Source organism: Pseudomonas sp. 43A, from assembly GCF_013363935.1.
In the GTDB taxonomy this organism is placed as follows: Bacteria; Pseudomonadota; Gammaproteobacteria; order Pseudomonadales; family Pseudomonadaceae; genus Aquipseudomonas; species Aquipseudomonas crudilactis.
This window is the reverse complement of the sequence record NZ_CP054880.1, coordinates 606,816-631,399: the sequence shown is the minus strand read 5'-3', so window position 1 is coordinate 631,399 and position 24,584 is coordinate 606,816. Positions and strand designations below refer to the sequence as shown.

The following is a 24,584-nucleotide window of genomic DNA, read 5'->3' as shown; positions in this document are numbered from 1 at the left end:
AAAACCGGGTATGAGTTCTCTCTTGTTGCAAATGTCACCGATCGCGCTGGTGATCGCGTTGATCCTGATTGTCCGCCGGCCGCCGGTGCAAGCCGCACTGGCCGGCGTAGTGCTGGTGCTCGTGCTGTGGGCCTTGGGCGCAGCCGGGCCTGTGTCAGCGGCAATCAGCACGGCCATCTTTCAGGACACCACCATCCTGTTTCTCAGCACTGCGTGCGTGATCGTCCCGGGGCTGGCCTTCGTCATCCTGGTCGAGCGAGGTGGTGCGCCGCAGGCCATCGGCGCCTGGGTCAAGGAGCTCGGCTGGACACCGCCGGCGCAAGTCATTTTCATCGTGCTGGGCCTCGCACCGCTGCTTGAAGCGATGACGGGGTTCGGCGTTTCGCTGATCGCAACCGTGCCATTGCTGATGGGACTGTTCACCCGCCAGTCGGGGATGAAAATCGCCCTCGCCGGGATGGTCATCATGCCGTGGGGCACACTGGGTCTGGCCACCGTGATCGGCGCGCTGTTGGCGCACTTGCCGGCGCAAACCCTTGGCAGCCATTCGGCGCTGATCAGTGCGCCAGTGTTCTTCTGCCTGGCGGCGATTGCTCTGTGGCAGGGTGGCATCCGCAAGGTATCGCCGTGGCTTGGACTGATCGTGGTGACGGCGCTGTTCGTCGCGGTGCTGTTTGCAGTCAACCTGTGGATCGGCCCGGAAGTCTCCGGTGTGCTGGCCGGTCTGGCGGTAGCTTGCGTCGGCTTGGGGATTTCTTACACACAACGGAAAAAACTGGTGCGCTGGCCGAACGCAGCCTGGCCTTATCTGGCCTTGCTGGGGGTAATCGTTGCGTCGCGCGGGCTGTTCGTCCTGTCGGGCTGGGATGCGCTGTGGATCATCAAAGGCGAGCATGTTTCGTGGAAGCCATTGGCCTCCCCGGGGCTGGCGCTGCTGATCGTTACGCTATTGATGGCAATCAGGCAACGCGCTGCCGCAGGTTTCCCGTGGCGAGCGCTGTTCAACCGGGCGAAATTTCCGGTCACGACAATTTTCCTGTTCCTGCTGCTGTCGCAGGTGATGGTCAACGCCGGTTTCCTCGTCGAAGCGCAGCGCACGCTGCAATCGTTGTCGGGGATCTCCCTGGCGCCAACCATCGCAGTGCTGGCGGGGCTTGCCGGTTACGTCACCGGTTCCAACGTCGGCGGCAACACCCTCGTCATGCCGTCCATCGCCGCGCTGAGCAGCGAACACGGTGCCTGGCTGGCCGCGATGGTCAACAGTGCCGCCGGGCATGGCGCGCTGGGGTCGCTATCGATCCTGTCGCTGATCACCGGGTTGGCGGGCGCCAATCGGCATGAAGAAAACAACCTGATCCGATTCGCCTTCGGTCTGGTTGCGCTCAACATCGTCATAGTTGCTGCAACGGGGATCGTTTTGCTCTACTTTCTCTGAATTGTTTCGAGACATCACAGAGAACTTATGGACAGGTTTGATCTACCGGACAAGCGCTGGCGGATAGTCAAGGACTGGATTATTCGTCAGATCGACAGCGGTGAATGGGCAGCCGAAGCGAAACTGCCCTCGATCCGTACGCTGGCGCGAATGTTTGAAACCAGCATCACCACCGTTCAGCGCGCGTTGGCGGATCTGGAAGCCGATGCTTACGTTTCGACCAAACCGCGCATCGGCTACTTCGTCTCAGCCTCCGGACAAGCAAAACCCGCCAGGAGTTTTGACTTCTCCAGTGTCACCGTCAACGTCAATCATGCGGTGGTCGCGATGCTCTCCCAAGCAGCCTCGCGTACCACCGCGTCATTGAATTCAGCGGTGTTGCACAGCGATCTCACACCCAACGTGCTGCTCAACAAGTGCCTGTCGGTATTGGCTGGCAAGGCTGACAACTCGCTGACCGGACTGGTCGCACCGCCCGGTCTGCCGGCACTGCGACGACGCATCGCCGGGCTGATGCTGACCCGCGGCGTGGTCTGCGGGCCGGACGATATTCTGGTGACGTCGGGCGACACCATTGCTCTGGAGCTGGCACTTGAAGCCGTCGCATCGAAAGGCGCTACGGTCGCCATCGAAACGCCGACTTATTACGGCATCCTGCAGACCATCGAACGTCTGGGCATGCGCGCCTTGCCCATCCGCACGCACGGCAAACTCGGTCTCGATGTCGATCACCTCGAAGAAGCGTTGAAGCTGAAAAAGGTCGCGGTGATCTTTCTCAACCCGACCCTGCAGAACCCACGAGGCTTCATCATGCCCGACGAGACTCGCGCACGGCTGTCACAGATCGCGCGCGAAGCGGACGTGCCGATTATCGAGGACGACATCTTCTTCGACCTGGTGCCGGAAGGCGATCGCCCCCGCGCCATCAAGAGCTACGACACCAGCGGGCAGACGATTTACTGCTCGTCGTTCTCCAAGACCATCGCGCCGGGTTATCGCGTCGGCTGGTGTCTGGCTGGCAAGTACCGCAATGCCATTCTGGCGCAGATGTTTTCGCGCAATCTGGCGGTTTCAAGTCTTGCGCAAAATGTCCTCAACGAATTTATCGGACGCGGCTACATGGATGAGCACTGCGCCAGACTCCGCTCGCAACTGTCTTCGCTGGCCAGTTTTGTCGAAGCGCTGGTGCGTACGGATTTCCCTGCGGGCACCGTGTACGTGCCGCCGCGTGGAGGGTTCATCCACTGGATTGAACTGCCGCTGCACACCGACATGTCGGCATTGCAGGAATTAGCCAGCGAACGCGGCTGCCACGTGGCCGGCAACGGCATCTTCTTCGCCGACGGGCATGCAACCACAGGTGTGCGCATCTGCCTTGGCACTGCGTTGACTCCGGGAGTAATCGAGATCCTCAAGGTGATTGCCGAATGCGCACACCTCGCCGGGCGCCCCTCGGATGGGCGGCAAAACCTGACAGAGCAACATCAAGAGACCGCCGTTTCCTGAGCGCAAAAGGACCTTTGCAGTCACACTCCATGAATCAGAAAAGAACCCGCATTCCCCTACCCCATCCGCCGCCGTATCGCCAGAGCCGGACAACCTTTTGGCTGACCGTGCTCGTAGGCGTACTGATTGCCTTCGCCCTCTGTGCATCGATCTACATACTGATCGACAGCTGGATCAGCGGCGCCATCACCACCACCAACCGCGGCCCGAAGCACACCTATTACCTGGCTGTGCAACCACGACGGTTCTGGATCGAGTTTGTCTCGCAAAGCATAGGCACCGTGTTTCTGCTGGCTGCCGGGGTGTTCGGCCTGTGGATTTATCGCAAAGTGCACGAGCCGGTGGAGAAGCCCAAAGGCAAGCGCATACGACGATAATCAGGTGAGCGGTTTCAGAGCGTATTGACGTAGTCGATGGGCAACAGAACGGTATCCACGGCGGCATCTACCGGTAGCGATACGGCAGTAATCAAAGGGCAAACGATCGTGACATAACAGATGACCGCTGTTGGCTTGCCGTCGTCATCCCTCACGCCAATCAGGCGTAAATTACCGTCGACACCCTTGTAGTAAGGCTCTGGCGAGGCGCCACTCAAGCGCCCCGTCATCGTTCCACAACCGGCCAACAGCGCAACAAGGCTCGCCACGGAGCCAAAACGCAAAATCCCTTTCAATTCCAACATCCTTCTGACCGTAAAGCGTGAGGGCCGCGATTGTACGCACAATCAACCGCGCCCTCCGCGCCTGCACCCGTGATTAATCGCTGTCGCTCCAGTGAAACACCAGATTGCGCGCAGTACCGTTTGCAACATCGGTCACATCGCGCCGCACCTCTCCCTTACGTGTGGCAACCACGGTGTATTTGCCGGTCGGCAATTTTACGTACAGCAACGGACCGGTCTGGTTGAGGGCCAGCAGGGTTTGTCCTGCAGCATTTTCAATCGTCACATCGACGTCGGAGGTGTACTCGTTCTGCATGCCCACCGAAAAGGTCATGTGCAGGTTGTAGCCGACGGTTTGCTGGATGGCTTTTGCTTCATCCTCGCCGACCCCGCCGGCCAGATAGCTGATACCGTTTTGTTGCTGCTGTTGAACTTGCACGCCCGCGCTGTCGACAGGCTCAAGACTGGCGGCTTGCGCGGTCGCGGCAAATAACAATGCAGCAACCGCGACGACAGGCAGCAGGCAGGAAAGGACACGTTTCATGATGGCGACTCCCGGGCTCTGGCAGAACCCAATCGTTACCCTGTATTGGATTCAGTGCGGGAGGGTCACGTTTCAGAATGATTCGAACTTGGGATGTGTACGAAATGGACTACAGACTAAAGCCCGCAAAGGCGTCCCTGGCCAGCAACTTCCTGTAACACGCATCCCATCTTCCTGCTGGCTTCGCAGGCTCGGCCGACATCCTTTGCAAGCGGTTCTCGGCATGCTGGCTCTTCTGTTTTCAATGATGCGGAAAATTCGATGAGCCAGCTGAAACCTGCTGACCTGCAAGACCCGAAAATCGATTCGTTGCTGGGTGATCTGGGCGAACTGATTCGTCAGGCACGGCACAACATCGCTGCCCTGAACTGCAATCCACGCGAGTTCATTCGCGACCCCGTCATTCTCGAGTTTCTCGGCCTGCCATCGCCGGGCAAGGTCAACGATACCGGACTTGAGCAAGCGCTCATCGATCACCTGCAGAGCTTTCTGCTTGAACTGGGCAAAGGGTTTTCCTTTGTCGCTCGGCAACAACGCATCAGCGCCGGTGGCTCGGATCTGTACATCGATCTGGTGTTTTACAACTACCTGCTCAAATGCTTCGTGATCATTGATCTCAAACGCGGCCAGCTCAGTGCGCGTGATGTCGGACAGATGGACATGTACGTGCGCATGTACGACGAACTCAAACGCAGTGAAGGCGACAAACCCACTGTCGGGATCATTCTGTGCTCACAGGACAACGAGGCCGTCGCGCGCTACTCAATACTCAAAGGCAGTGAGCAACTGTTTGCCAGCAGCTATAAAACGGTGCTGCCAAGTGTGGAAGAACTGCGAGCGGAGCTGCAAAGAGAGCAAGCATTGATCGAGGAACGCTTGCTCACCGAGTCCACTGAATAAACGCTGCGGATTGTCCGCTGGATGCGCTGAGACTATTGTGGGCAGCAACCCGCGAAGGTCAAGCGCCATGAGTTTTCAGGACACGCCTCCATTGCCAGCTGTGCAGCGCAAGCTGCGATTGGCTGCCAAGTTACAAAGTGAACCCTTCAAGGAAACAGCCGCCGACGGTTCTGTCCTTGGCGGTTTCACCTGGCGTCATGCCCTGCCCGACCTTCAGCGCCCGGTGGTGATCATCAACGCCGCCACGTCAGTGCGCTGTCGCCATTACTCGCGTTTCGCGGCCTATCTGTTCGCCAATGGTTTCGACGTAATCATCTTCGACTACCGTGGCATCGGCGAATCCAGACCCGACTCAATGAAAGGCCTTGAGGCCTCGTGGACAGATTGGGGCTCGCAGGATTTCGAAGCGATGCTCAAACGCGCACAACGGGAGTTTCCCGGTCAGCCGATCGATGTGGTCGGCCACAGTTTTGGTGGCTGCGCCGCTGGCCTCGGTGAGTCGGGTCAGGTTATCCGACGGCTGGTCACCGTCGGTGCGCAGTTCGCCTACTGGCGCGATTACGCGCCCGAACAGCGCTGGCGAATGTTCGGTAAATGGCATGTTTTGATGCCACTGCTGACGCTGGTCTGCGGTTACTTCCCGGGCAAACGTCTTGGCTGGCTGGAAGATACGCCGGCCGGTGTAGTGCGCGACTGGAGCACGCCTGCCGCCCATTATGAACGGCGTCCCAGTGGCCGCAGGATGTTGGCAAAAAATGCAAAATTGCCCTTCGCCAATGTCCGTGCGCAGACCTTGGCCATCAGCATCAGCGACGATCCCTACGGCACGATTCCAGCCATCGAACGCCTGCTCGACTACTTCAGCAACGCTGGAAAAACCCACCTGCGCATCGAGCCTCAGGACATCGGAGAACAACAAGTCGGACATTTCGCCTTTTTTCGCAGCGCATACCAAGCCACACTATGGCCCATCGCTCTGACCTGGCTGCAAACCGGCGCACTGGCCACTGATACCCCCGGGCGGCTAGTCCCGCGCAGCTGAGCCCCTCTCAACGCACGACGGAACACATCATGGCCTCCGCCAACAAGCAGCAAAAACGCGCCACCCGGGCCAAAGCCAAGGCCAAGCAGAACCGCACCAAACGCGCCGAAGCGCCGGTCGAACTGGACCCGAACGACGACCGCATCGACTTCGAATCGGTGGACCTGACCGAACTGTTCAAGAAAATGATCGACGCCGAGAAGATCAGCCAGCAAGCGCTGTGCAGTGCATTCCTCGAAGACCCGCTGCTGGAACTGGTCTACGAGCAGGAAGGCGAAGAAGGCGCGATGGATTTCATCCTCGCCGCACTGATCGAGTACCGCCAGTGGTCGCAGGAAACCGACGAGGCCGGCGCGCTGGCATGGATCGAATCCCCGGCCTTCCAGGCCGACTATGTGGCGGCGTCCGACGCGATCGCCGCGCAAACCCAACAGAAGAACTGAGTTCCCATGGCATCCCTGAACAAGCAACAGAAACGCGCCAAACGCGCCAAGGCCAAAGCCAAGCAAATCCGTATGGTCGGCCGCAAGCCGCTGGAACAGGACGAAGACCTCGACCACCTCGCCGAGCCGATCCCGGAATACACCCTGGCGATGTTCAGCAAAATGCGCGACGCCGAAGCCGTCAGCCGCAACGAAATGCTGCTGACCCTGCTGCGCGAACTGGCGTTCGTCATCGTTGACCATCCAGAGCTGCTGGACATGGAAAACGCCGACAACGAAGGCATGGCCGCCACCCACCTGGCCGCCGACATGTTGATCGACTACCGCATGTGGGCCGAAGGCGCAACGATCGAAGAGGCCCAGGCCTGGCTGAGCGAACCGCAGTTCATCACCGATTTCGGGGTGGCGCTGGATGCTTATGGCAAGTCGGTGGAAGCACAGGAAGACAAGAGCGAATAAACATCGCTCACAAACAAAAACGGCCGCTCGTCATCACTGACAGCGGCCGTTTTGCATTACGCGTTGCAGGTCAGTTCAACACCACCGCGCCACGTTTTTCCAGCTTGCGACGGCGTGCCACCAGCAAACCGGTTGCCACCACCATCAGACTCAGCAGGCCAGTCGCGAGGATCTCAACGCGGTGCGCTTCCTGGAACAACATGATGGTCAGGGCCGCGACGATGAAGATGATCACCGCGTAGGTCAGGCCCGGGAACAGCCACATGCTGAAGACGATTTTCTCGCCGCGTGCCATGCGCTGTTTGCGCATACGCAGTTGCGAGAAGGCGATCACCAGGTACACCAGCAGGGCGATCGCGCCGGAACTGGCCAGCAGGAATTCGAACACTGCGGCCGGGGCTACGTAGTTGGCGAAGGTGCAGAGGAACGCTGCGCCGGTGGACAGCATCACCGCCCAGTAAGGCGTGCCGCTTTTGTTCACCCGAGTCGCCATGGCCGGTGCATCGCCACGCTTGCCGAGGGAGAAGAGCATGCGCGACGAGGTGTACAGCGCCGAGTTCAGGCAGCTGGTCACGGCGACCAGAACCACGATGTCGACGATCATCTTGGCGTTCGGGATGCCCATGCGCTCAAGCACGGTCTGGTAGGAACCGAGGTTGGCCAGCGTTGGATCGTTCCAAGGCACCAAGGCCACAACGATGAAGATCGATACGAGGTAGAACAAGCCGATCCGCCAGATCACCGAGTTGGTGGCCTTGGAGATCTGCTTGCCCGGGTTCTTCGATTCCGCAGCCGCGATGGTCACGATCTCGGTACCCATGAAGGAGAACATGGTGGTCAGGATCGCGCCAAGCACCGCACCCATGCCGTTTGGCAGGAAGCCGCCGCTGTCGAACAGGTGCGAAACACCGCTGACCTGACTGTTCGGCAGGAAGCCGAAGATCGCCGCCAGACCGAGGATGATGAAGCCGATGATCGCCAGCACTTTGATCAGGGCAAACCAGAATTCGAACTCGCCGTAATTCTTTACGCTGAACAGGTTGGTGACAGTCAACAACAGGGTGATGACCAGCGCGAACGCCCAGATGCCGACATCAGGGAACCATGCGTGCAGGATGGTTGCGGCGGCGTTGGCTTCCAGTGGAATCACCAGGACCCAGAACCACCAGTACAGCCAACCGATGGTGAAACCGGCCCAGTGCCCAATGGCCCGGTCGGCGTAAGTCGAGAACGAACCGGTGTCCGGCGAGGCAACAGCCATTTCGCCGAGCATGCGCATCACCAACACCACCAGGGTACCGGCGGCGGCATAAGCCAGCAGCACGGCAGGGCCGGCGGCAGCGATGGCGTGGCCGGAGCCAACGAACAGACCGGCGCCGATTACACCGGCGATCGACAACATGGTCACATGACGCGGTTTGAGCCCCTGTTCGAGGCCATTGGAGCTTGGGGTACTGCTCATCGAAACTACCTTTGCGAGGAAAGCGATTCAGTCCGTCCTGTCTGGCGTGTTCTTTCTCGTAAAAAGAAACCAACAGGGCGTTCCGGATTCTGCACGCAATAAATGCGCCAAAATGTTTCAAAGTCTTCTGGCTCGGGGCTTTGCGCGCGACCGGACAGTCATCGCAAGTCCTTGAGATTAATGGCGATTCGCCAGAGCGTTACCCTGCGACTCACTTTCAGGACGAATTCGCGCACCAGAAACACACTGAAAAAGTGTGGGATGCACAATAAAAGGGCGAATCAGGAACGTTCGGCCGGATAGCGCTTCCAACACCCCGCCAAAGCTGGCAACATCGCGCCTTTTTTTACGCGACACCCACGGGTTTGCACGATCAAACACCCGTTCGGTTGTTGATGGGGCGACAGTCTGCTGCGCCGATGCGACAACCTGCCACATGCCACCCGTTAACCGCTCGCAGCGCTGTTGGCTGCCATTGAAACGCTATGCTAGCTTGGCCGCCTCGCCAGGAAGGCCATCCAACAGCAGGAGCGCAACATATATGAGGAACGCACATGGCTGAGGCCACGCCCGCGCTTGAAATCCGCAACTTGCACAAACGCTACGGACAGCTTGAGGTGCTCAAAGGCATCTCGCTGACCGCCCGCGACGGCGATGTGATCTCGATCCTCGGTTCCTCCGGTTCCGGCAAGTCCACGTTCCTGCGTTGCATCAACCTGCTGGAAAACCCGCACCAGGGCCAGATTCTGGTGGCCGGTGAAGAACTCAAGCTCAAGGCCGCCAAAAATGGCGAACTGGTTGCCGCCGACGGCAAACAGATCAACCGCCTGCGCTCCGAGATTGGTTTTGTGTTTCAAAACTTTAATCTGTGGCCGCACATGAGCATCCTCGACAACATCATCGAGGCCCCGCGTCGCGTGCTCGGCCAGAGCAAAGCGGAGGCGATCGAAGTCGCCGAAGCGCTGCTGGCCAAGGTCGGCATCGCCGACAAGCGCCACGCCTATCCGGCGCAATTGTCCGGTGGTCAGCAACAGCGCGCAGCAATCGCCCGCACGCTGGCGATGCAACCGAAGGTGATCCTGTTCGACGAGCCCACCTCGGCGCTTGACCCGGAAATGGTTCAGGAAGTACTTAGTGTCATCCGCGCACTGGCCGAAGAAGGCCGCACCATGCTGCTTGTGACCCACGAAATGGGTTTCGCCCGTCAAGTCTCCAGCGAAGTGGTGTTCCTTCACCAAGGCCTTATAGAAGAGCAAGGATCGCCTCAGCAGGTGTTCGAAAACCCGCTTTCGGCGCGCTGCAAACAATTCATGTCCAGCAACCGCTAACGGAGCAACATGCATGCAGAATTTCAAGAAGGTCTTCCTGGCCGCCGCTGTCACCCTCGCGTTCAGCGCCGGTGCCATGGCTGAAACCCTGAAGATGGGCATCGAAGCGGCTTACCCGCCGTTCAACAACAAAGACGCCAGCGGCAATGTGGTCGGCTTCGACAAAGACATCGGCGACGCTCTGTGCGCGAAGATGAAAGTCGAGTGCACCGTGGTCACTTCCGACTGGGACGGCATCATTCCGGCCCTGAACGCGAAGAAGTTCGACTTCCTGATCTCCTCGCTGTCGATCACCGAAGAGCGCAAGGGCGCGGTGGACTTCACCGACCCGTACTACTCGAACAAGCTGCAGTTCATCGCACCGAAAAACGTCGACTTCAAAACCGACAAGGACTCGCTCAAAGGCAAGACCATCGGTACCCAGCGTGCAACACTGGCCGGCACCTGGCTGGAAGACACCTACGCCGATGACATCAAGGTCAGCCTCTACGACACCCAGGAAAACGCTTACCTCGACCTGACGTCCGGTCGCGTCGACGCGATTCTCGCCGACAAGTACGCCAACTATGACTGGCTGAAAAGCGACGCGGGCAAGAACTACGAGTTCAAAGGCGACCCGGTCGTAGAAAGCGACAAGATTGGCATCGCGGTGCGTAAAGGCGATCCCCTGCGTGAGAAACTCAACGCCGCGCTGAAGGAAATCGTCGCCGACGGTACCTACAAGAAGATCAACGACAAGTACTTCCCGTTCAGCATCTACTGATCCTGACCTGTGGGACTGGCGCCGTGATTGAACGGCGCCGGCTCCCGACTTTGCCTGCCGCAATTTGAACAGAAACCCATGATTATCGACCTCTACGGATTCGGCCCGGCCCTCGCTGCCGGCGCGCTGATGACCGTCCAACTGGCTCTCACCGCCCTGTGTCTGGGACTGGTGCTCGGCCTGCTCGGTGCCTTGGCCAAGACTTCCCCGTACAAGCCGCTGCAATGGCTTGGCGGCACTTATTCGACCCTCGTGCGTGGCGTCCCGGAATTGCTCTGGGTGCTGTTGATCTACTTCGGTACGGTCAACCTGATGCGCGCCCTCGGGGAGTTTTTCGGCAACCCCGACCTGCAACTCAACGCTTTCGCCGCCGGTGTGATCGCCCTGGGCCTGTGCTTCGGCGCCTACGCCACGGAAGTGTTCCGTGGTGCGATCCTCGCCATTCCCAAAGGCCACCGTGAGGCCGGCCAGGCCCTGGGCCTGTCGAAATGGCGGATCTTCACCCGGTTGATCATGCCGCAGATGTGGCGTATCGCCCTGCCCGGTCTGGGCAATCTGTTCATGATCCTGATGAAAGACACCGCGCTGGTCTCGGTGATCGGTCTGGAAGAAATCATGCGTCACGCGCAAATCGGCGTGACCGTGTCGAAACAACCATTCACCTTCTATATGGTCGCCGCGATCATGTACCTGGGCCTGACCGTGCTGGCGATGACCGGCATGCACTTCCTGGAAAAACGCGCCGCTCGCGGCTTTGCGAGGAGCGCTTAATGAACTGGGAAGTCATTATCAAATGGCTGCCGAAACTGGCGCAGGGCGCGACCCTCACGCTGGAACTGGTCGCCATCGCGGTAATCGCCGGTCTGCTGCTGGCGATTCCGCTGGGCATCGCCCGTTCTTCGAAGCTGTGGTACGTGCGTTCGCTGCCTTACGCCTACATCTTCTTTTTCCGTGGCACGCCGTTGCTGGTTCAGCTGTTCCTGGTTTATTACGGCCTGGCGCAGTTCGATGCGGTGCGTGAAAGCGCGTTGTGGCCTTATCTGCGCGATCCGTTCTGGTGTGCCACGGTGACCATGACACTGCACACGGCGGCGTACATCGCCGAGATTCTGCGCGGGGCAATTCAGGCGATTCCGCCGGGTGAGATCGAAGCGGCGCGGGCCTTGGGCATGTCCAAGCCGAAAGCGATGTTCTACATCATCCTCCCGCGTGCGGCGCGCATCGGCCTGCCGGCCTACAGCAACGAAGTGATCCTGATGCTCAAGGCCAGTGCGCTGGCCAGCACCGTGACTCTGCTGGAACTGACCGGCATGGCACGCACGATCATCGCGCGCACCTATCTGCCGGTGGAAATCTTCTTCGCGGCGGGCGTGTTCTATCTGCTGATGGCTTACGTGCTGGTACGCGGCTTCAAGCTGCTGGAGCGCTGGCTGCGCGTCGATGCCTGCCAAGGGCGTTGAACCTTCCCACGTGCTGACGGGCGAGGACTTACTCGCCCGCTTCACGGCGCTGGATGCTTTTTTGATTGAGCATCAGGCGCTGTGGAAACCTCGACCGTTCACTCATCTTTCGCTTGCCTGGGAAGCGTCCTACCCGGAGTTGGCCTTGTGGCTACGCGGGCGCTCGCTGGAAGACGCGGAAAGTGCTCACAATCAACCTGCTGATCTTGCTGATGCGCCGGAGCCGTTCGCTTCATTGGCGGCGTTATCGGCTGAGCTGAGCGCTGTTGGTGAGTTGCCGGGGCATCCATTGGAAGCTGCGGGCCATCGACTGAATGTCGATGTGCCGGGACGCAAGTGGCAGCAGATTGAAGCGTTTGCCAGTCGTTTGTCCTTCGCCTCGCAGCCGACGCATTGGCTGGACTGGTGCTCGGGTAAGGGGCACTTGGGTCGGCGCTTGTTGGGTTCGGGGCAGCAACTGACTTGCGTTGAATTTGATCCGCTATTGGTCGCCAGCGGTCAGGCCTTGAGTCAGCGTCATCACCTCCATGCTTTGCACGTGGAACAGGACGTAATGGCGGCGAACGCCTCTGCCGTATTGAGCGCAACTCATACGCCCGTCGCTCTCCACGCCTGCGGCGATTTGCATGTACGTCTGATGCAACTGGCCAGCGCTGCCGGTTGCCAGCAAATGGCGATCGCACCCTGCTGCTACAACCGCATCGAACGCAGCGAATATCAGGCATTGTCCCGCGCCGGATCGCGATCGCTCCTACAACTCTCGTTGGAGGATCTGGCGCTGCCGATGAGCGAAACCGTCACCGCCGGTGCACGAGTCCGACGCCAGCGCGACACCTCAATGGCCCGTCGTTTGGCCTTTGACCTACTGCAACGGCAAGTGCGCGGCGTCGACGAATACTTGCCAACACCCTCCCTGACCAGCGCCTGGCTGGAAAAGCCGTTCGCTGATTACTGTCGTGATCTGGCTGTGCTCAAAGAGTTATCCACAATCGGCTCGCCAGATTGGCCCGCACTCGAAGCAGCTGGTTGGCAGCGGTTGGCCGAAGTTCGCAATCTGGAATTACTTCGCGGATTGTTCCGACGGCCGCTCGAGCTTTGGCTGAATCTGGATCGAGCGCTTTTCCTTGAAGAACAGGGCTACACCGTCCGCCTAGGCACCTTCTGCGACACCCCGCTGACTCCGCGTAATTTGCTGCTAATGGCCGAACGCGTTTAAAACATCACAGCCTGTGGATAACTCTGTTGATGGTTTTCGCATGGATCCAATATCTGCGCCTGTTTCGAGGCCTTAACAGCATTGGTCATTTTTTGTTCATATGAATAAAAAACCTGTAAAACAGGGATTTGCGAACAAAATGAGAATAGGTTCACAAATCCTCGCCTGAGTCCGACTTCGTGCCTCTCAGTTGTGCATAAGCTGCCAATCAAAACGACATAACCGCCGAATAATAGGCCCACCGAACGAATAATTGCGGCGCTCGAGAAAGCCGAAACTCAATGTGCGCTCTGCCAAACAGCCCTATCGTGCGTCAGGCGCAAAGCCTACGTTGCGCACTGCGCAGGGCTTAATTTGCCGCGATGCAAAAATAGTTCGAATTCAGGGGTTTACAGGATCTTCCCAATCGCTATAATCGTCGCCCACAACGCCGGTATAGCTCAGTTGGTAGAGCAACTGACTTGTAATCAGTAGGTCCCGGGTTCGACTCCTGGTGCCGGCACCATACAAAACGAAGCCCCTGCAGAAATGCAGGGGCTTTGTTGTTTCTGGGGTGTTTATATTCCTGGCAGTTTTACCCTCGGTGAAAATAGCTTCTCCCCTCGCACTTCGCGCGATTAGCCACACTTCCTCTTACACACTTCGAAAGCGCGGACTTTGAACCAACGGTTCACATTTCCATCTTTATGCTAAATTATGAAATAGCAATAATTATGGTGTACACATAAAAAGGTGTAATCGTATGAGCAGCATTTTTCAGCGCCCAGAACTGGCCGAGTCAATGGCTAATCAGCTTCTCAATCCAGGTGTGCTCGACGAAGGTCTGCGCTCAGGTCTATTTCTATCTGGCCTGCGTCGCACAGGTAAAACGACTTTCCTGAGAAATGACCTTATCCCAGCCTTGGAAGAAGCAGGAGCTTTGGTCATCTACGTCGACTTATGGAGTGACACTCTGGCCAACCCGGCAACGCTTGTGCACAACGCCATCCGGGAAACCCTGAAAGATCTGCAAACGCCGGGCTCCTCTGCCTTGGAAACATTCAAGCGAGTCAGCAATGTTGAAATCGGCGCCGCTGGATTCAAGTTCGGCTTCAAACTCGACAGCATTGGCAACGTCGACGGTCCAACACTGGCGCAAGCACTCACCGAAGTCGTAGATCAAGCCAGGACTGATCTGGTGTTGATCATTGACGAGGTGCAGCACGCCATTTCCTCAGACGACGGCAATCAGCTGCTCCTGGCACTCAAAGCCGCCCGCGATGCAATCAACCCTCGTCCGAAAACGCCGGGATACTTTCTATTTATCGGAACAGGTTCGCACAGAGCGCAAGTCAGCGAACTGACCGCCAAACGCAACCACGCCTTTTCCGGAGCCACGTCAGCAGCCTATCCATTGCTGAAAGGCGATTACGTTGAATTCCTGCTCAACCGACTCGCAATGACCGTGAAGCAGGACAAATTACCGTCCCTCGAAGCTGCAATCGAAGCGTTCGACACTTTGGGCAATCGACCTGAAGAAATGCTGAAGGCTCTACGCCAACTCTTGCAGCAAGAGGGCGAGCCCGATGTTTTCCTACCAGTAATCGCAAGCACATTACGCTCGGCCGCGGCGAGCATCGAACTGGAAAAAGTCGAGCAACTGGGTAGTCTGGCTCAAGCCGTTTTCAACAAGATCGCCTTTACAGAAGGCGATGCTCGCGGAATTTTCTCCACTGACGCAGCGGCTGAGTATTCAAAGTCAGTCGGGCGAGAGGTGCGGGTCGAAGAGATTCAACCGGTGGTGATTGCGCTGGTTGCCGAGAACATCATCATGCGACGCGGGCATGGGATTTACGCGATTACAGATCAGTTTGTTCAAGAGATATGGCTGGAAGAGCGGGCTTTGATTGAGGGGAGTTAGGCTGCAGGCTGATTTTGATTCAGTACGGCATTTCTGCCGTGCAGTTAACGCAATCATGCAAGTGAGCCAGTTCGGGGCGAACGTCACTCCTCCATCAAGATGACGAACTATCCACAGACGTAGAAAAGATCGGGCAAAGCGCTGTCGTCGACAGCAACCCAGGTAGCCAGAACCTTTAAGGCTACGCCACACCGTGGTGGTTCTCCCAAAGTGCGATTAGCGTCCGGCGGCTCGCACGGTCACAGCGATGTGATGGATGCCTACTTTTACCAGTGTGCCCACTGCGGCAACTCATCCTCTTTCATAGCTGCCCTACAGCAACCTATCGGCTTGGCCATTCCCATGCGCCAACCTGCGCCTGTCTCTTTCTCCCGGAAAGAGACGGGCGCTCCTACCGCTGCTGCAGCCCAACTCGTACAGGGCTTTGCGGCATTTCCCCTCGCGACAATCGGCGTGACAAACACCGAAGTCACCAGCAACAGCGATGCAGATGATGGTGCCGCAACCCACGGAATGGACTGCACCTGACTGACAGTCAGGTATGCCCCGGTCATCGCATCCCTGCCTTCACCCGACTCAGGATCTCGCGGCGCCGGTCTCGTCAGCCAGTACAGCCTCCACCCGCCCACTACCTCGGAAGTGCTCAGGAGGCCAGATCATGAGATGCCCAAGCTCCCGGTCGTAAAGAGCCGTCAGTCCCGCGTTAGTGGACAACCCTCACAGGTCGCAGGGGCCTTGATCCCAGATAACACTCAACATTCTTGGCGGGATGACGTGGGGGAAATTTTAAAAATTTTGGCTTCGAGAGGAGTTCGATCATGGCACTAGTGGGCAGGCGAGATGGACGCAATTTTGGCTATGGTCGGCAGTTGAGCTATGCCGGGCCACAGGCATTGAAAGATCTGTTTGGCGGTGGACATTACGGGACCGTCAAAGCACACAGTGATCGCTGGCAGGCGTTTGTGCGCTGGTGTCGCTCGGAGGATGGGCCGGGGTTTAACGATGCCCGGCAAATTAATCGACAGACCCTGCGTGACTATGCCGAACATCTGCGTCACCACGTTGAACAAGGTGAGCTCGCCATCACCACTGCGCAAAATCGATTATCCAGCGTTAACCGGACTATGGCTGCGCTTCGCGGTGATCAGTATGTGAAAGTGCCGCCGAGCAAGGCGCTGGGAATGCGGCGCACCAGTGTTCGCTGCTCGGTGCCGCAAGGCCAAGACCCCGAACACGTGAAGCAGATCGTCGACGCGCTCTGCGAACACAAAATGCTGCGCGCGGCGGCCATCGCTCAGTTAGCGAGAGCCACCGGCATGCGCTTACGCGAGGCCATTTTGGCGGACCTACCGCGTTTAAAACGTGAGGCCGAACACTACGGCAAGATCAACATCCAGAATGGCACCAAAGGTGGCCGCGCAGGTGCGTCGGCACCTCGCTGGATCACGGTGAACGATCACATCCGCGGTGCACTGGCATTCGCCCATCATGTCTCGCCCGACGGTAGCCACAACCTGCTTGCACCAAACGAAAGCTACCTCGATTTCCAACGGGGAATCGTCCGTCCTGCACGGGACATCCTCCATCAGTACAGTCTCAAAGGTTTCCACGAGTTGCGCGCGGCCTATGCATGCGAACGCTATGAACAAATCACCCATCATCCCGCACCTATCAACGGTGGCCGTTGCTGCCAGCTCGACCAACACCTTGATAAGGATGCCCGAGTGAAAATCAGCTATGAGCTGGGACACGGCCGTATCGGCGTGGTGTCGGCTTACATTGGTAGTCGAGCATGAGCAAGCCATTCGATATCGAGCTGTTCTTAATAGGCGTGTTGACCGGTTCAAATACCACGCGCCAGCGTCACCTTCGCCAAGCAAAGGTAATGCAGGACGCAATCACTAAGCGCTGGCAGCAAGATAACCCATGGTGCTGGCAGAAAAAGCATTTAGTTTGGTTCCTAACTGCTAAAAGAGAAGAACGTTCGGAAGCAACTAATTATTACTATTTGCTAACCACACAGTTAATAGCGAAAAGACTCGGGAAGTCTTGGTTCGTTCATCGCGACCAAATCATAAAATAAAACTCTAGTCATCATGCAATCACTGTATGTGGCCGCCGCACGAGCACAAAGCCTACGTCCTCTTCCGACCAAACGTTTACAACTTCGAAACCTAATGGCACGAGAAGATCCACAACCACATCGTTCGTCATGACGCCATAATAAGTGTAACCCAAGCGCGCTTTATAAATATAGCCATACATATGACGACGCCCGGATTCAAATTTAGAAAACGACGAACACCTAAATTGATTAACAAAAAGAGCTTCACCTCCTCCCTGTAAGGCAGAATAAATAATGCATAATGCGCTCCGCAAATAGTCAACACAAGGGATTGCGGATAGCACATTTGAACAATTTATAAAATCAAAACAACTATGAACGCCTTGAGCCACTGCACTCTCAAAGGATAAAATCTGCGCATGGGCGTAGTGCGTTGATACGTATTCAGCTACGCTAGTAGATATCCCTCTCACCATCTGACTACGTGAAAGCTGCAAATCAGAATCCAAGAAAACGACTTGTTTACTTATCGAAACAATTTCATCTGAATATCGAAGTTTCCCACAACCAAAATCCATTACTCTATTACTGCTAGGTCGCGCTCTCAGGTAGTTGCTAACGAACTTGGATTTTTGCTTGTACGATTTAGCAGCGTTTTCTGATCTAATTATCTCGCCTTCAATCAAATATCTCATACACTATTTAACCCCGCGAAAATACTGAGACAATTTCAATTTATCTATTTGATCAACCTGAGAATATGATTTTTTAAGCGTAATAAAAAACAGATGGAAAAGCAGAAGCAGCAGCAAGCCTAACAGATAGAAAAAAAGCGCCCCATCAACTTTATCATTATTAAAAACCAACAAATAAACTATAGTCAGCAATACGACAAAGAAATGTTCGAATATCGCCCAAAAAGACAACGTATAGCGCCAAAACAACTGAACATAGTGCTGATTTATTAAAGCCACCTCCTTATAATACATGTCGCGCATGAAGCTTTTCACTAAATCACGCGTGGCTTTTCTTTCTACCTGAGAGTAGCGCAGTGCCTTTTTTGTAATAGCGCGATCCCAATATAATCTTAGACCCAGAATTTTTGCTAAAATATTATGGGCTTCTAAGGAAAAACTTGCCAGGAAAGCAATTGATGCCAATGTGATTGGGACCAGACCAAAAGAAACCACCCACTTCAATAAAACACCTTGGTCTTCCGTTGCAGGAAGCAAGTCAGGACTTATCTTTATAACTGGCAAATATCCAAACAAACTCATAAATACGAAAAAAATAAAACTACTGCAGAATGTTATCTTATTCAACTGTTCCAGAAGATCATTATAACTAGTGGGAGACTTTAAACTTATCATCGTTCACCAATAAAATTATTGAGGCGACTATTACACGCTATAAACCCACAAAAGCCAACGCTCCCGCAGCGCATAAACAACACTTTTATAATCGACCTCGCTTCAAGAACATCTTTTGCTTAGAGCCAGGAAATTTAGGCTCCCAATCTTTATCCCTAGCATCTCCAATATAATGATATTCAGTTCCGGATATAATAATCTGAACACCTGTCGCGCGTGAAAATACTTTAAGCGCATCAACATAGCGCCCCAGATCGACGCCATGCATCTCATGTTGTTTTGGGGTATCGAATATAATAAACGACACCTTCTTTCTTTTAAAAAACTCAAAGCACTCAAGAAGCGCGGCATGATAAGCAAGAATCACACGGAGCCTAGTACTCCCACCTAACTGAGCTAATCTCTCGCTGCCTAAAATTGGCACGAAATCCCCCTCAAACTTTATTTCGCTAGAAACATTATTTGTATCGAGGATATCCATCCACTTAAGCATATTCTCTCTCAGTACACTTCTAAATCTAATGATGAGAGGATTACCTTGCCCAGTTTTTTCTAGTTCTTCCCTTCGATTAATAGCTTCATCTTGAGCTGATAAAGCTCTAACATAGCGAGCCGAAATATCTTCGATCGAATCTAAAGACTTTTTATCCTGCTCTAGACCAAATATCCTTGATGTAATTTGAGTAATCGCTTCAACCAGAGCTTTAATATCTGAAGTATTAACCAAGGAATTTCGTCGTTCAGTAAGGCTTTGAGTTTGAGCTACCAACTCACCCCGACGAAGACTTAATTGTTCACTCCTCCCACGCCCAATCTCAACATTGCGCTCCAGATCCTTTAACTGGTCCTTTAAATAAAGTAAATTCTTACCATAGGAGTCTGAGCTGAATGAAAACAATTGACAGCCTGGAGAGTTACATATCTCCTCAAAAGAAGAAAAAACTCTTTTCGCTTCTTCATTCAGGCTCAATGTATTGATTTCGGTTTGAATCTCTGCATGAATTCTTTGAAAGCTACGGTCGCGCTTTGAGATGTCCCCTAACTCCCGATCTAAAGATCGGATAGTTTCGTTATTCGATCCAATGAGTTCATCAATAGCGTCTGTAGAGGCAGTTTTATCTGCCGTACCACTTTTCAGCTGTTCAAGCCTCTGGTACAAAGACTTGAGTTCCACATCTATCCCTACTGGATCCATAGATCCGTAAACATCTTTGGCTGACTCATATTCTTTTTTTAGTGCATATACTTGCTTATCGCGCTGTTCGAGTTCACGCTTAGCGTCAATCAGTTTCTTTTTCGCATCAAATGCGTTCTTCGGCGCCACGCCCAAAACAATCCGAATCGACTCCGAAAGCTGATCCTTTATAAAGGAAGTGCTAGGGCTATAATACTTACGATACCCTTCCTCTTGATCTAAATAATAGATAGGGAGCAAAGCAGAAAAGTACGCCTGCGCCGCCTTTTTCTCATCGCTAGAGACCAATGTATGTATATCAAGCCCTAACAACTCAAAAAGATATTTCGAGTAGTCAAGCTCATTTGAAAATTCGCGCTTAACTCCTGCAAAATCGGTTAGAACAACATCTAACCCCGATTTAAAATTACGACGAGCAACATAATTAATATCATTAACTTCAAATTCCAACTCAGCACACAGGCAGTTCTCGAGAATGTCATCTCGAAATTTACTTGGATAGCCGAGACAAAAAACTATAGACTTGATTAGCGGTGATTTACCACAGCCATTAGGGCCGAAGAGTTGAGTGACATCTTGGCCAAATACCAACGGCTCTGAGCTCCATCCATTATCGCCCTTCGGGAAAATTTGAAGTCTGATAAGCCTCATACAAGCTCCAGGTCCATCTGCTTATTCACACAGATATTTCTATAAGATCGTTGAATCAACGAAAGGTTATAGGATAAATCATCATCATTAGACAAAGCTCTATCAATGACCTTTTGTCCTAGGGTTGTGGCTAGCATTCTATTATCGCTTTTTCGAATTTCAATCATGCCGGATCGTTCTAGAAAGCTAATGGCTTTTACCGTCCGTATCCTTAAAATTGCAGACCAACCTAAATGATTAGAAGACCCTTTGAACCCGACTAATGAGGCTTCGATGGACTCTCCCACCATCTGCCCAATTTCAGTCACAATTGGCTTACGCCGGTCCTTAGCCAATAGAAGTACGATCATTGAGATGAGAGGCAACTGAAATAATGCCTCATTACTTAGCTGGTAGTTTTTTTGAATATCTTTTTCTAAAACCGCAATTGAAATTTCGCGCCTGGTTACACTTTCAAAGAATTCGTCATAGTTCATGATTTACACCTAACCAGGGCAGAAATAAATCCACCGAACAAAAGTGGTGGTGTTAAGTCGTATGCCAACCCCAAACTATCCAGATCCACCATCAACTGCTTCAGTTTTGGATGCAGCGCACCTAACCTAAAAGATTTGGTGCCATTAAGTGTATCGGCAAGTAACGTGTCAACTTTCGAAGCTATAGAAAGGAGATCAAAATCGGAAAGCTTATTTCTATTATCTCGAAGCCAAACATCCCACTCAGTTTTACATCTCGACGAATATTCAATCTCCTCGTTGCTAGCCCCAGAAGCAAACATCGTGCGCTGGATTACTGACGCCGATTTAATTGCTCTAGCATCACCTCCTTGAATCAGAGAATGATACGCCTCTCTAGATATACTTAATAAATCAAGCAAGTCATTTATATCAACGCTTGCCTTACTATTAATAGAGGACTCATCAAAAACAGAAATCACCCCTGCAGTTTTTTTCGACATCAACTCCAACAGATTTACAAGTATCTGCCTTGCCTCATTAAACTCCAGATCGATTTCACTAAATTGATATATCTTGGTCCGAGCATCGGACTCGAAGCTATTGTTTTTATCTTTTATAAACGAAACGTCGGACTCAAATCTAAGCTTAGAAAGCTTCTCAAGTATTTGGGTCTCTGAAAGTTTTGGCTCGGTCAACACGAAGCAGTCATTAAAATTATCGACAATAAATTTCAAATATTTATTGGCAACATCATTACGCTCTAGGCTTACAGACATTGCCTCGAGAGTTTCATCCAGGTGAGCATTAGTCATAAATACAATTCTTGCACACACGTCCGGAAAAGTTACCGTATGCTGCAATAATTTTCCGGCGAAACTAGCCTTCACATTTTCTGCGGAGTGGCTCGCATTTTTTTGGGTTTTAAGTCCAAATACTTCGTTAAGCGTCCAGTTCTTACTGGTTTTAGCGCGAGTTTTAACTTGAAAAAACTCGTATTGCTGTTTACCAGAGACCTTCTTTCCAATCACGAAATCGTCATGGTAATCGCAAAAAACTCTATCAACTTCGCCGCCTTCCAAAATCTCTAAGGCGGCTAGTGCGGCAGCTAGTATCTGAGCCCTATACCTTAAGAAGGTATCTCTACCTACTTGTTCGCGGGGCTTTGTTGAGTAAAAATCTTCAGTACTATTCATGAAGTATCTACGAGTCCCTTCTCAGCTGAAATATCTTTCTCAACTTAGCTAGCACATTCCATCGACCAGTTACATATCTTTTGATGACTCCGATATGTGAACAATAATACTGACCAGTAAGCTGAAACTTTTACTAGATGATCTGCACCTTATTCGGCTCCAGCCACAAAGCACCGCCTACTGATTAGCTCACCGGTAGAGCTGAAAAGTTATCATTATGCCATTACACCTGTCTACCGTAAGGGTTCAACTCGGCCCAACAACATGCGCATACCCTGAGCTTGTGAAGCTGCGTTCGAGATAGGAGTCAAGGACCCCAATCACAAGAAAGGAACTCCCGAGTTCGATTCCGCTTCAGTCCATAACTAGCTGATTCATTTATGGTTACGGATTGGGGTATGCCAAATTTTCCATCGGATTCCAGTCCCGCAGAAAACCTAGCTCCGCCCTAGATACCGTTCGTCTGGTGTAGATCCATTACGTATTTTCCTTGGGGTGGGTATTAGCTCTACCGAAGCATTAGCAAGCAGGTGTTCAAAGCTAGCACCACTGCGCGCAGACACCCCATTTCGCGCATGAGCAAGCCATTCGATATGGAGCCGTTCCAGGCAGGTGTTTTGACCGGGTCGCATTCCATGCACCAGCGTCACCTACCAGGCAAAGACAATTCCAGCGGTAATCGGTGATCGCTGGAACCGAGATAGCCATGTGGCTGGCAGCGAAAGCATTTTGTATGGTTTCTAAATCACTACGTGCGCCACCACGCTGGATCGACGTGCTATGACTATCTGCTGACCATGCACTTGCTCACGACTCGCTTAGGAAAATCTTGGCAGCTCAACGACTAGGCGAGAGTCAACAACCGGCCCAAGCTGGGTGAAAACGAACGTCTGCAAGCCGAACTACGAGCTTAAAGGATCAGATATGTATGTAAAACACGTCTCGCTTAGAAACTTTGGTCCATTTTCCAAGGCAGATTTCGAATTTTCGGGGGCTGCCATCAACATGATAGTGGGGGCCAACGCAACCGGGAAGACTCAGCTTTGTGGTGCCATAATTGCTGCGATCGTGGGGCGGCCTGCTGTCCAGATTCGCGAAGGTGCCACTGGACCGTCAGAGGTATCAGTCACACTGATGGAAAGTTTTTTTACTGAGATGGCGACGCTTTATGTCACAGAGAACTCGCCTGGGACGGTCTCCGTTTCACAGGAGCCATGTCCATTGGCGATTCAAATCTTAGCTACAATGAGTGACCCTTACGGGGCGCGCCTGGTTCTAGCGGAAGGAGGCGAATCGCACGACCTGATAAATGACGATCTGAAAGTAATCGAAAGCGAGTTACCGGAAGGTATCAAGTATCACGAGCGGTGGTTACAGATGCGTAACAACTGGTCATCCAATCAATATATCGGGTCACGAGGTGAGCACGACTTAGCTCTCGTTGTGCGAGAGCTAGCTATACGGAAAAAGACAAAATCAAGTCTGCCGCTTTTGATAGATGGCCTCGGGATGCATTGGGATCAGCCAACTCGGGGCTTTGCAGTTGAGGTTCTAAACGAAATAGCAAAACTTTCCCAAGTAATTATTTTCACTAACCGGGAAGACTTTTTCGTAAATGGCACATCCATCGAAATTTTTCAACCTGAGAGGAGGTCAGATGCGTTGGCGGCTTACAACAACCGTCTCTTCGCGCCACAAAGCACTGGGCGCAGACGGAGGCAAACTCCAGCGTGGATAAAAGGAGCTAAATTCCCGGACCAAGAGAGTCGCATTTGCGAACTGAAGGAGATAAAAGGAAATAATCCAATTGGGTCAATAAAATCACTTGTCGATCAATATGCAGTAGCGTTCATGAATGCTGGAGTTTCGCAAAATGGCTCAATATATTGGGGTGTTCGTGACGAAGACTTATCTATTATTGGTGTGTCTTTGTCAGAGCGAGAATGTGATGAGCTTCGGCGAGTCGTCACAGAGAAGCTCCATAAAATTGCGCCAGCGATAGCACCGACTGCTTATCAAATAGAATTGCATCCCGTAAGTGACGGTATGAAAATTATTGACGGCCTATATCTTGTCGAGGTGAGAATCCCAGCAATTCGCCGTACCCTGCTATTCGCAACGGGGAGTCAAGAAGTTTACGTTAAAACTGACGCAGGAAAACGACGATTGTCCGCAGTAGAAATTCAATGTGAGCTACTGAGACGAGTGGGTGTCGAGCCATCTTTCTAAAATTTCTCTAAATACTATAATATTGGACTTGGTGTCAGCGCAACGCGCTTTAATTTAGCGACACGAATTCAAAAAAAATCTTACAAGTCGACAATGCAAAGGACACTTTTTAAATGCCGGCTTCGATTCCACTGACCGCCATGACGAGCCGATTTATTTATAGTTACTATTAGGGGTACACCAAATTTTTCCACCGAATTCCAGACCCGCAGAAAACCTAGCCCCGCCTACTACTACCGTTCGTCTGGTGCCGCACCATACAAAACGAAGCCCTCGCAGAAATGCGAGGGCTTTGTTGTTTCTG

The 24,584-nt window shown here is 53.5% G+C and carries 23 protein-coding genes, 1 tRNA gene and 1 pseudogene; 17 read left to right on the top strand and 8 right to left on the bottom strand.

The window, feature by feature from the left end; translation table 11 throughout:
- Nucleotides 1-10: 10 nt before the first annotated feature.
- From HUW52_RS02760 to HUW52_RS02750, 3 genes are read left to right on the top strand one after another with little or no spacing between them, the layout of a single operon-like run.
- Entirely contained in the window at nt 11-1,435 is a 1,425-nt protein-coding gene (locus HUW52_RS02760; protein ID WP_175552919.1) for an L-lactate permease, read from the top strand.
- Nucleotides 1,436-1,462: 27 nt separating this feature from the next.
- Entirely contained in the window at nt 1,463-2,941 is a 1,479-nt protein-coding gene (locus tag HUW52_RS02755) for a PLP-dependent aminotransferase family protein (RefSeq protein ID WP_175552918.1), read from the top strand.
- 29 nt (nt 2,942-2,970) lie between these two features.
- Nucleotides 2,971-3,318 carry a hypothetical protein gene (locus tag HUW52_RS02750; protein WP_175552917.1) on the top strand — a complete coding sequence of 116 codons (348 nt, stop codon included), beginning with the start codon at nt 2,971-2,973 and terminating at the stop codon, nt 3,316-3,318.
- A 14-nt stretch (nt 3,319-3,332) separates the two neighbouring features.
- Here HUW52_RS02750 and HUW52_RS02745 read toward each other — a convergent pair whose 3' ends face one another.
- On the bottom strand, nt 3,333-3,623 hold the full coding sequence (locus tag HUW52_RS02745) for a YceK/YidQ family lipoprotein (RefSeq protein WP_175552916.1): 291 nt from the start codon (nt 3,621-3,623) through the stop codon (nt 3,333-3,335).
- A gap of 73 nt (nt 3,624-3,696) precedes the next feature.
- Entirely contained in the window at nt 3,697-4,146 is a 450-nt protein-coding gene (locus HUW52_RS02740) for a hypothetical protein (RefSeq protein WP_016986329.1), read from the bottom strand.
- Nucleotides 4,147-4,488: 342 nt separating this feature from the next.
- Here HUW52_RS02740 and HUW52_RS02735 point away from each other — a divergent pair.
- The 4 genes and pseudogenes from HUW52_RS02735 to HUW52_RS02720 all read left to right on the top strand — a co-directional run.
- Nucleotides 4,489-5,046 (top strand): annotated as a pseudogene (locus HUW52_RS02735) (PDDEXK nuclease domain-containing protein); the annotation flags it as partial.
- A 67-nt stretch (nt 5,047-5,113) separates the two neighbouring features.
- Nucleotides 5,114-6,088, top strand: a complete 975-nt coding sequence (locus HUW52_RS02730; protein WP_175552914.1) for an alpha/beta fold hydrolase — start codon at nt 5,114-5,116, stop codon at nt 6,086-6,088.
- Nucleotides 6,089-6,117: 29 nt separating this feature from the next.
- Nucleotides 6,118-6,531, top strand: a complete 414-nt coding sequence (locus tag HUW52_RS02725) for a hypothetical protein (RefSeq protein WP_016986326.1) — start codon at nt 6,118-6,120, stop codon at nt 6,529-6,531.
- Between the two features lie 6 nt (nt 6,532-6,537).
- On the top strand, nt 6,538-6,990 hold the full coding sequence (locus HUW52_RS02720) for a hypothetical protein (protein WP_175552913.1): 453 nt from the start codon (nt 6,538-6,540) through the stop codon (nt 6,988-6,990).
- 70 nt (nt 6,991-7,060) lie between these two features.
- On the opposite strand, the gene gabP is transcribed toward HUW52_RS02720, so the two are convergent.
- Nucleotides 7,061-8,452: a GABA permease gene (gabP, locus tag HUW52_RS02715; RefSeq protein WP_175552912.1), complete on the bottom strand. Its 1,392-nt coding sequence runs from the start codon at nt 8,450-8,452 to the stop codon at nt 7,061-7,063.
- Nucleotides 8,453-9,006: 554 nt separating this feature from the next.
- Here gabP and HUW52_RS02710 point away from each other — a divergent pair.
- From HUW52_RS02710 to HUW52_RS02670, 9 genes are all read left to right on the top strand, one after another.
- The gene (locus tag HUW52_RS02710; protein WP_007909167.1) at nt 9,007-9,780 is read left to right on the top strand and encodes an ABC transporter ATP-binding protein; all 774 of its coding nucleotides are present in this window, start codon (nt 9,007-9,009) and stop codon (nt 9,778-9,780) included.
- Between the two features lie 13 nt (nt 9,781-9,793).
- The gene (locus HUW52_RS02705; RefSeq protein WP_034153033.1) at nt 9,794-10,543 is read left to right on the top strand and encodes an ABC transporter substrate-binding protein; all 750 of its coding nucleotides are present in this window, start codon (nt 9,794-9,796) and stop codon (nt 10,541-10,543) included.
- Nucleotides 10,544-10,621: 78 nt separating this feature from the next.
- Nucleotides 10,622-11,314 carry an ABC transporter permease gene (locus HUW52_RS02700; protein ID WP_007909165.1) on the top strand — a complete coding sequence of 231 codons (693 nt, stop codon included), beginning with the start codon at nt 10,622-10,624 and terminating at the stop codon, nt 11,312-11,314.
- Entirely contained in the window at nt 11,314-12,003 is a 690-nt protein-coding gene (locus tag HUW52_RS02695; RefSeq protein WP_007909164.1) for an ABC transporter permease, read from the top strand. The genes HUW52_RS02700 and HUW52_RS02695 overlap by 1 nt, the downstream gene beginning before the upstream one ends.
- A complete protein-coding gene (locus HUW52_RS02690; protein WP_175552911.1) occupies nt 11,984-13,219 on the top strand; it encodes a methyltransferase in 1,236 nt (411 codons plus the stop codon). The genes HUW52_RS02695 and HUW52_RS02690 overlap by 20 nt, the downstream gene beginning before the upstream one ends.
- Before the next feature lie 429 nt (nt 13,220-13,648).
- Nucleotides 13,649-13,724: transfer RNA gene (locus HUW52_RS02685), tRNA-Thr, on the top strand.
- A 237-nt stretch (nt 13,725-13,961) separates the two neighbouring features.
- On the top strand, nt 13,962-15,119 hold the full coding sequence (locus HUW52_RS02680) for an AAA family ATPase (protein ID WP_175552910.1): 1,158 nt from the start codon (nt 13,962-13,964) through the stop codon (nt 15,117-15,119).
- Nucleotides 15,120-15,937: 818 nt separating this feature from the next.
- Nucleotides 15,938-16,915 carry an integrase domain-containing protein gene (locus HUW52_RS02675; protein WP_175552909.1) on the top strand — a complete coding sequence of 326 codons (978 nt, stop codon included), beginning with the start codon at nt 15,938-15,940 and terminating at the stop codon, nt 16,913-16,915.
- A complete protein-coding gene (locus HUW52_RS02670; protein ID WP_175552908.1) occupies nt 16,912-17,202 on the top strand; it encodes a hypothetical protein in 291 nt (96 codons plus the stop codon). Before HUW52_RS02675 ends, HUW52_RS02670 begins: the two co-directional genes overlap by 4 nt.
- An 11-nt stretch (nt 17,203-17,213) precedes the next feature.
- Here the strand turns inward: HUW52_RS02670 and HUW52_RS02665 are convergent, their stop codons facing one another.
- From HUW52_RS02665 to HUW52_RS02645, 5 genes are all read right to left on the bottom strand, one after another.
- Nucleotides 17,214-17,879 carry a methyltransferase domain-containing protein gene (locus HUW52_RS02665; protein ID WP_175552907.1) on the bottom strand — a complete coding sequence of 222 codons (666 nt, stop codon included), beginning with the start codon at nt 17,877-17,879 and terminating at the stop codon, nt 17,214-17,216.
- Between the two features lie 3 nt (nt 17,880-17,882).
- Entirely contained in the window at nt 17,883-18,416 is a 534-nt protein-coding gene (locus HUW52_RS02660; protein WP_175552906.1) for a hypothetical protein, read from the bottom strand.
- Nucleotides 18,417-18,639: 223 nt separating this feature from the next.
- Nucleotides 18,640-20,400, bottom strand: a complete 1,761-nt coding sequence (locus tag HUW52_RS02655) for an AAA family ATPase (RefSeq protein WP_175552905.1) — start codon at nt 20,398-20,400, stop codon at nt 18,640-18,642.
- On the bottom strand, nt 20,397-20,876 hold the full coding sequence (locus tag HUW52_RS02650; protein WP_175552904.1) for a hypothetical protein: 480 nt from the start codon (nt 20,874-20,876) through the stop codon (nt 20,397-20,399). The genes HUW52_RS02655 and HUW52_RS02650 overlap by 4 nt, the downstream gene beginning before the upstream one ends.
- Nucleotides 20,873-22,051: a dsDNA nuclease domain-containing protein gene (locus HUW52_RS02645; RefSeq protein WP_175552903.1), complete on the bottom strand. Its 1,179-nt coding sequence runs from the start codon at nt 22,049-22,051 to the stop codon at nt 20,873-20,875. The genes HUW52_RS02650 and HUW52_RS02645 overlap by 4 nt, the downstream gene beginning before the upstream one ends.
- A gap of 924 nt (nt 22,052-22,975) precedes the next feature.
- On the opposite strand from HUW52_RS02645, the gene HUW52_RS02640 reads away from it, so the two are divergent.
- Nucleotides 22,976-24,280 (top strand): RNA-binding domain-containing protein, encoded by a 1,305-nt coding sequence (locus HUW52_RS02640; protein ID WP_175552902.1) that lies wholly within the window; start codon nt 22,976-22,978, stop codon nt 24,278-24,280.
- Nucleotides 24,281-24,584 lie beyond the last annotated feature (304 nt).

Coding starts and splice junctions, on each gene's coding strand:
- HUW52_RS02760 (WP_175552919.1), top strand. CDS start 11: ATGAGTTCTCTCTTGTTGCAAATGTCACCGATCGCGCTGGTGATCGCG.
- HUW52_RS02755 (WP_175552918.1), top strand. CDS start 1,463: ATGGACAGGTTTGATCTACCGGACAAGCGCTGGCGGATAGTCAAGGAC.
- HUW52_RS02750 (WP_175552917.1), top strand. CDS start 2,971: ATGAATCAGAAAAGAACCCGCATTCCCCTACCCCATCCGCCGCCGTAT.
- HUW52_RS02745 (WP_175552916.1), bottom strand. CDS start 3,623: ATGTTGGAATTGAAAGGGATTTTGCGTTTTGGCTCCGTGGCGAGCCTT.
- HUW52_RS02740 (WP_016986329.1), bottom strand. CDS start 4,146: ATGAAACGTGTCCTTTCCTGCCTGCTGCCTGTCGTCGCGGTTGCTGCA.
- HUW52_RS02730 (WP_175552914.1), top strand. CDS start 5,114: ATGAGTTTTCAGGACACGCCTCCATTGCCAGCTGTGCAGCGCAAGCTG.
- HUW52_RS02725 (WP_016986326.1), top strand. CDS start 6,118: ATGGCCTCCGCCAACAAGCAGCAAAAACGCGCCACCCGGGCCAAAGCC.
- HUW52_RS02720 (WP_175552913.1), top strand. CDS start 6,538: ATGGCATCCCTGAACAAGCAACAGAAACGCGCCAAACGCGCCAAGGCC.
- gabP (WP_175552912.1), bottom strand. CDS start 8,452: ATGAGCAGTACCCCAAGCTCCAATGGCCTCGAACAGGGGCTCAAACCG.
- HUW52_RS02710 (WP_007909167.1), top strand. CDS start 9,007: ATGGCTGAGGCCACGCCCGCGCTTGAAATCCGCAACTTGCACAAACGC.
- HUW52_RS02705 (WP_034153033.1), top strand. CDS start 9,794: ATGCAGAATTTCAAGAAGGTCTTCCTGGCCGCCGCTGTCACCCTCGCG.
- HUW52_RS02700 (WP_007909165.1), top strand. CDS start 10,622: ATGATTATCGACCTCTACGGATTCGGCCCGGCCCTCGCTGCCGGCGCG.
- HUW52_RS02695 (WP_007909164.1), top strand. CDS start 11,314: ATGAACTGGGAAGTCATTATCAAATGGCTGCCGAAACTGGCGCAGGGC.
- HUW52_RS02690 (WP_175552911.1), top strand. CDS start 11,984: ATGCCTGCCAAGGGCGTTGAACCTTCCCACGTGCTGACGGGCGAGGAC.
- HUW52_RS02680 (WP_175552910.1), top strand. CDS start 13,962: ATGAGCAGCATTTTTCAGCGCCCAGAACTGGCCGAGTCAATGGCTAAT.
- HUW52_RS02675 (WP_175552909.1), top strand. CDS start 15,938: ATGGCACTAGTGGGCAGGCGAGATGGACGCAATTTTGGCTATGGTCGG.
- HUW52_RS02670 (WP_175552908.1), top strand. CDS start 16,912: ATGAGCAAGCCATTCGATATCGAGCTGTTCTTAATAGGCGTGTTGACC.
- HUW52_RS02665 (WP_175552907.1), bottom strand. CDS start 17,879: ATGAGATATTTGATTGAAGGCGAGATAATTAGATCAGAAAACGCTGCT.
- HUW52_RS02655 (WP_175552905.1), bottom strand. CDS start 20,400: ATGAGGCTTATCAGACTTCAAATTTTCCCGAAGGGCGATAATGGATGG.
- HUW52_RS02650 (WP_175552904.1), bottom strand. CDS start 20,876: ATGAACTATGACGAATTCTTTGAAAGTGTAACCAGGCGCGAAATTTCA.
- HUW52_RS02645 (WP_175552903.1), bottom strand. CDS start 22,051: ATGAATAGTACTGAAGATTTTTACTCAACAAAGCCCCGCGAACAAGTA.
- HUW52_RS02640 (WP_175552902.1), top strand. CDS start 22,976: ATGTATGTAAAACACGTCTCGCTTAGAAACTTTGGTCCATTTTCCAAG.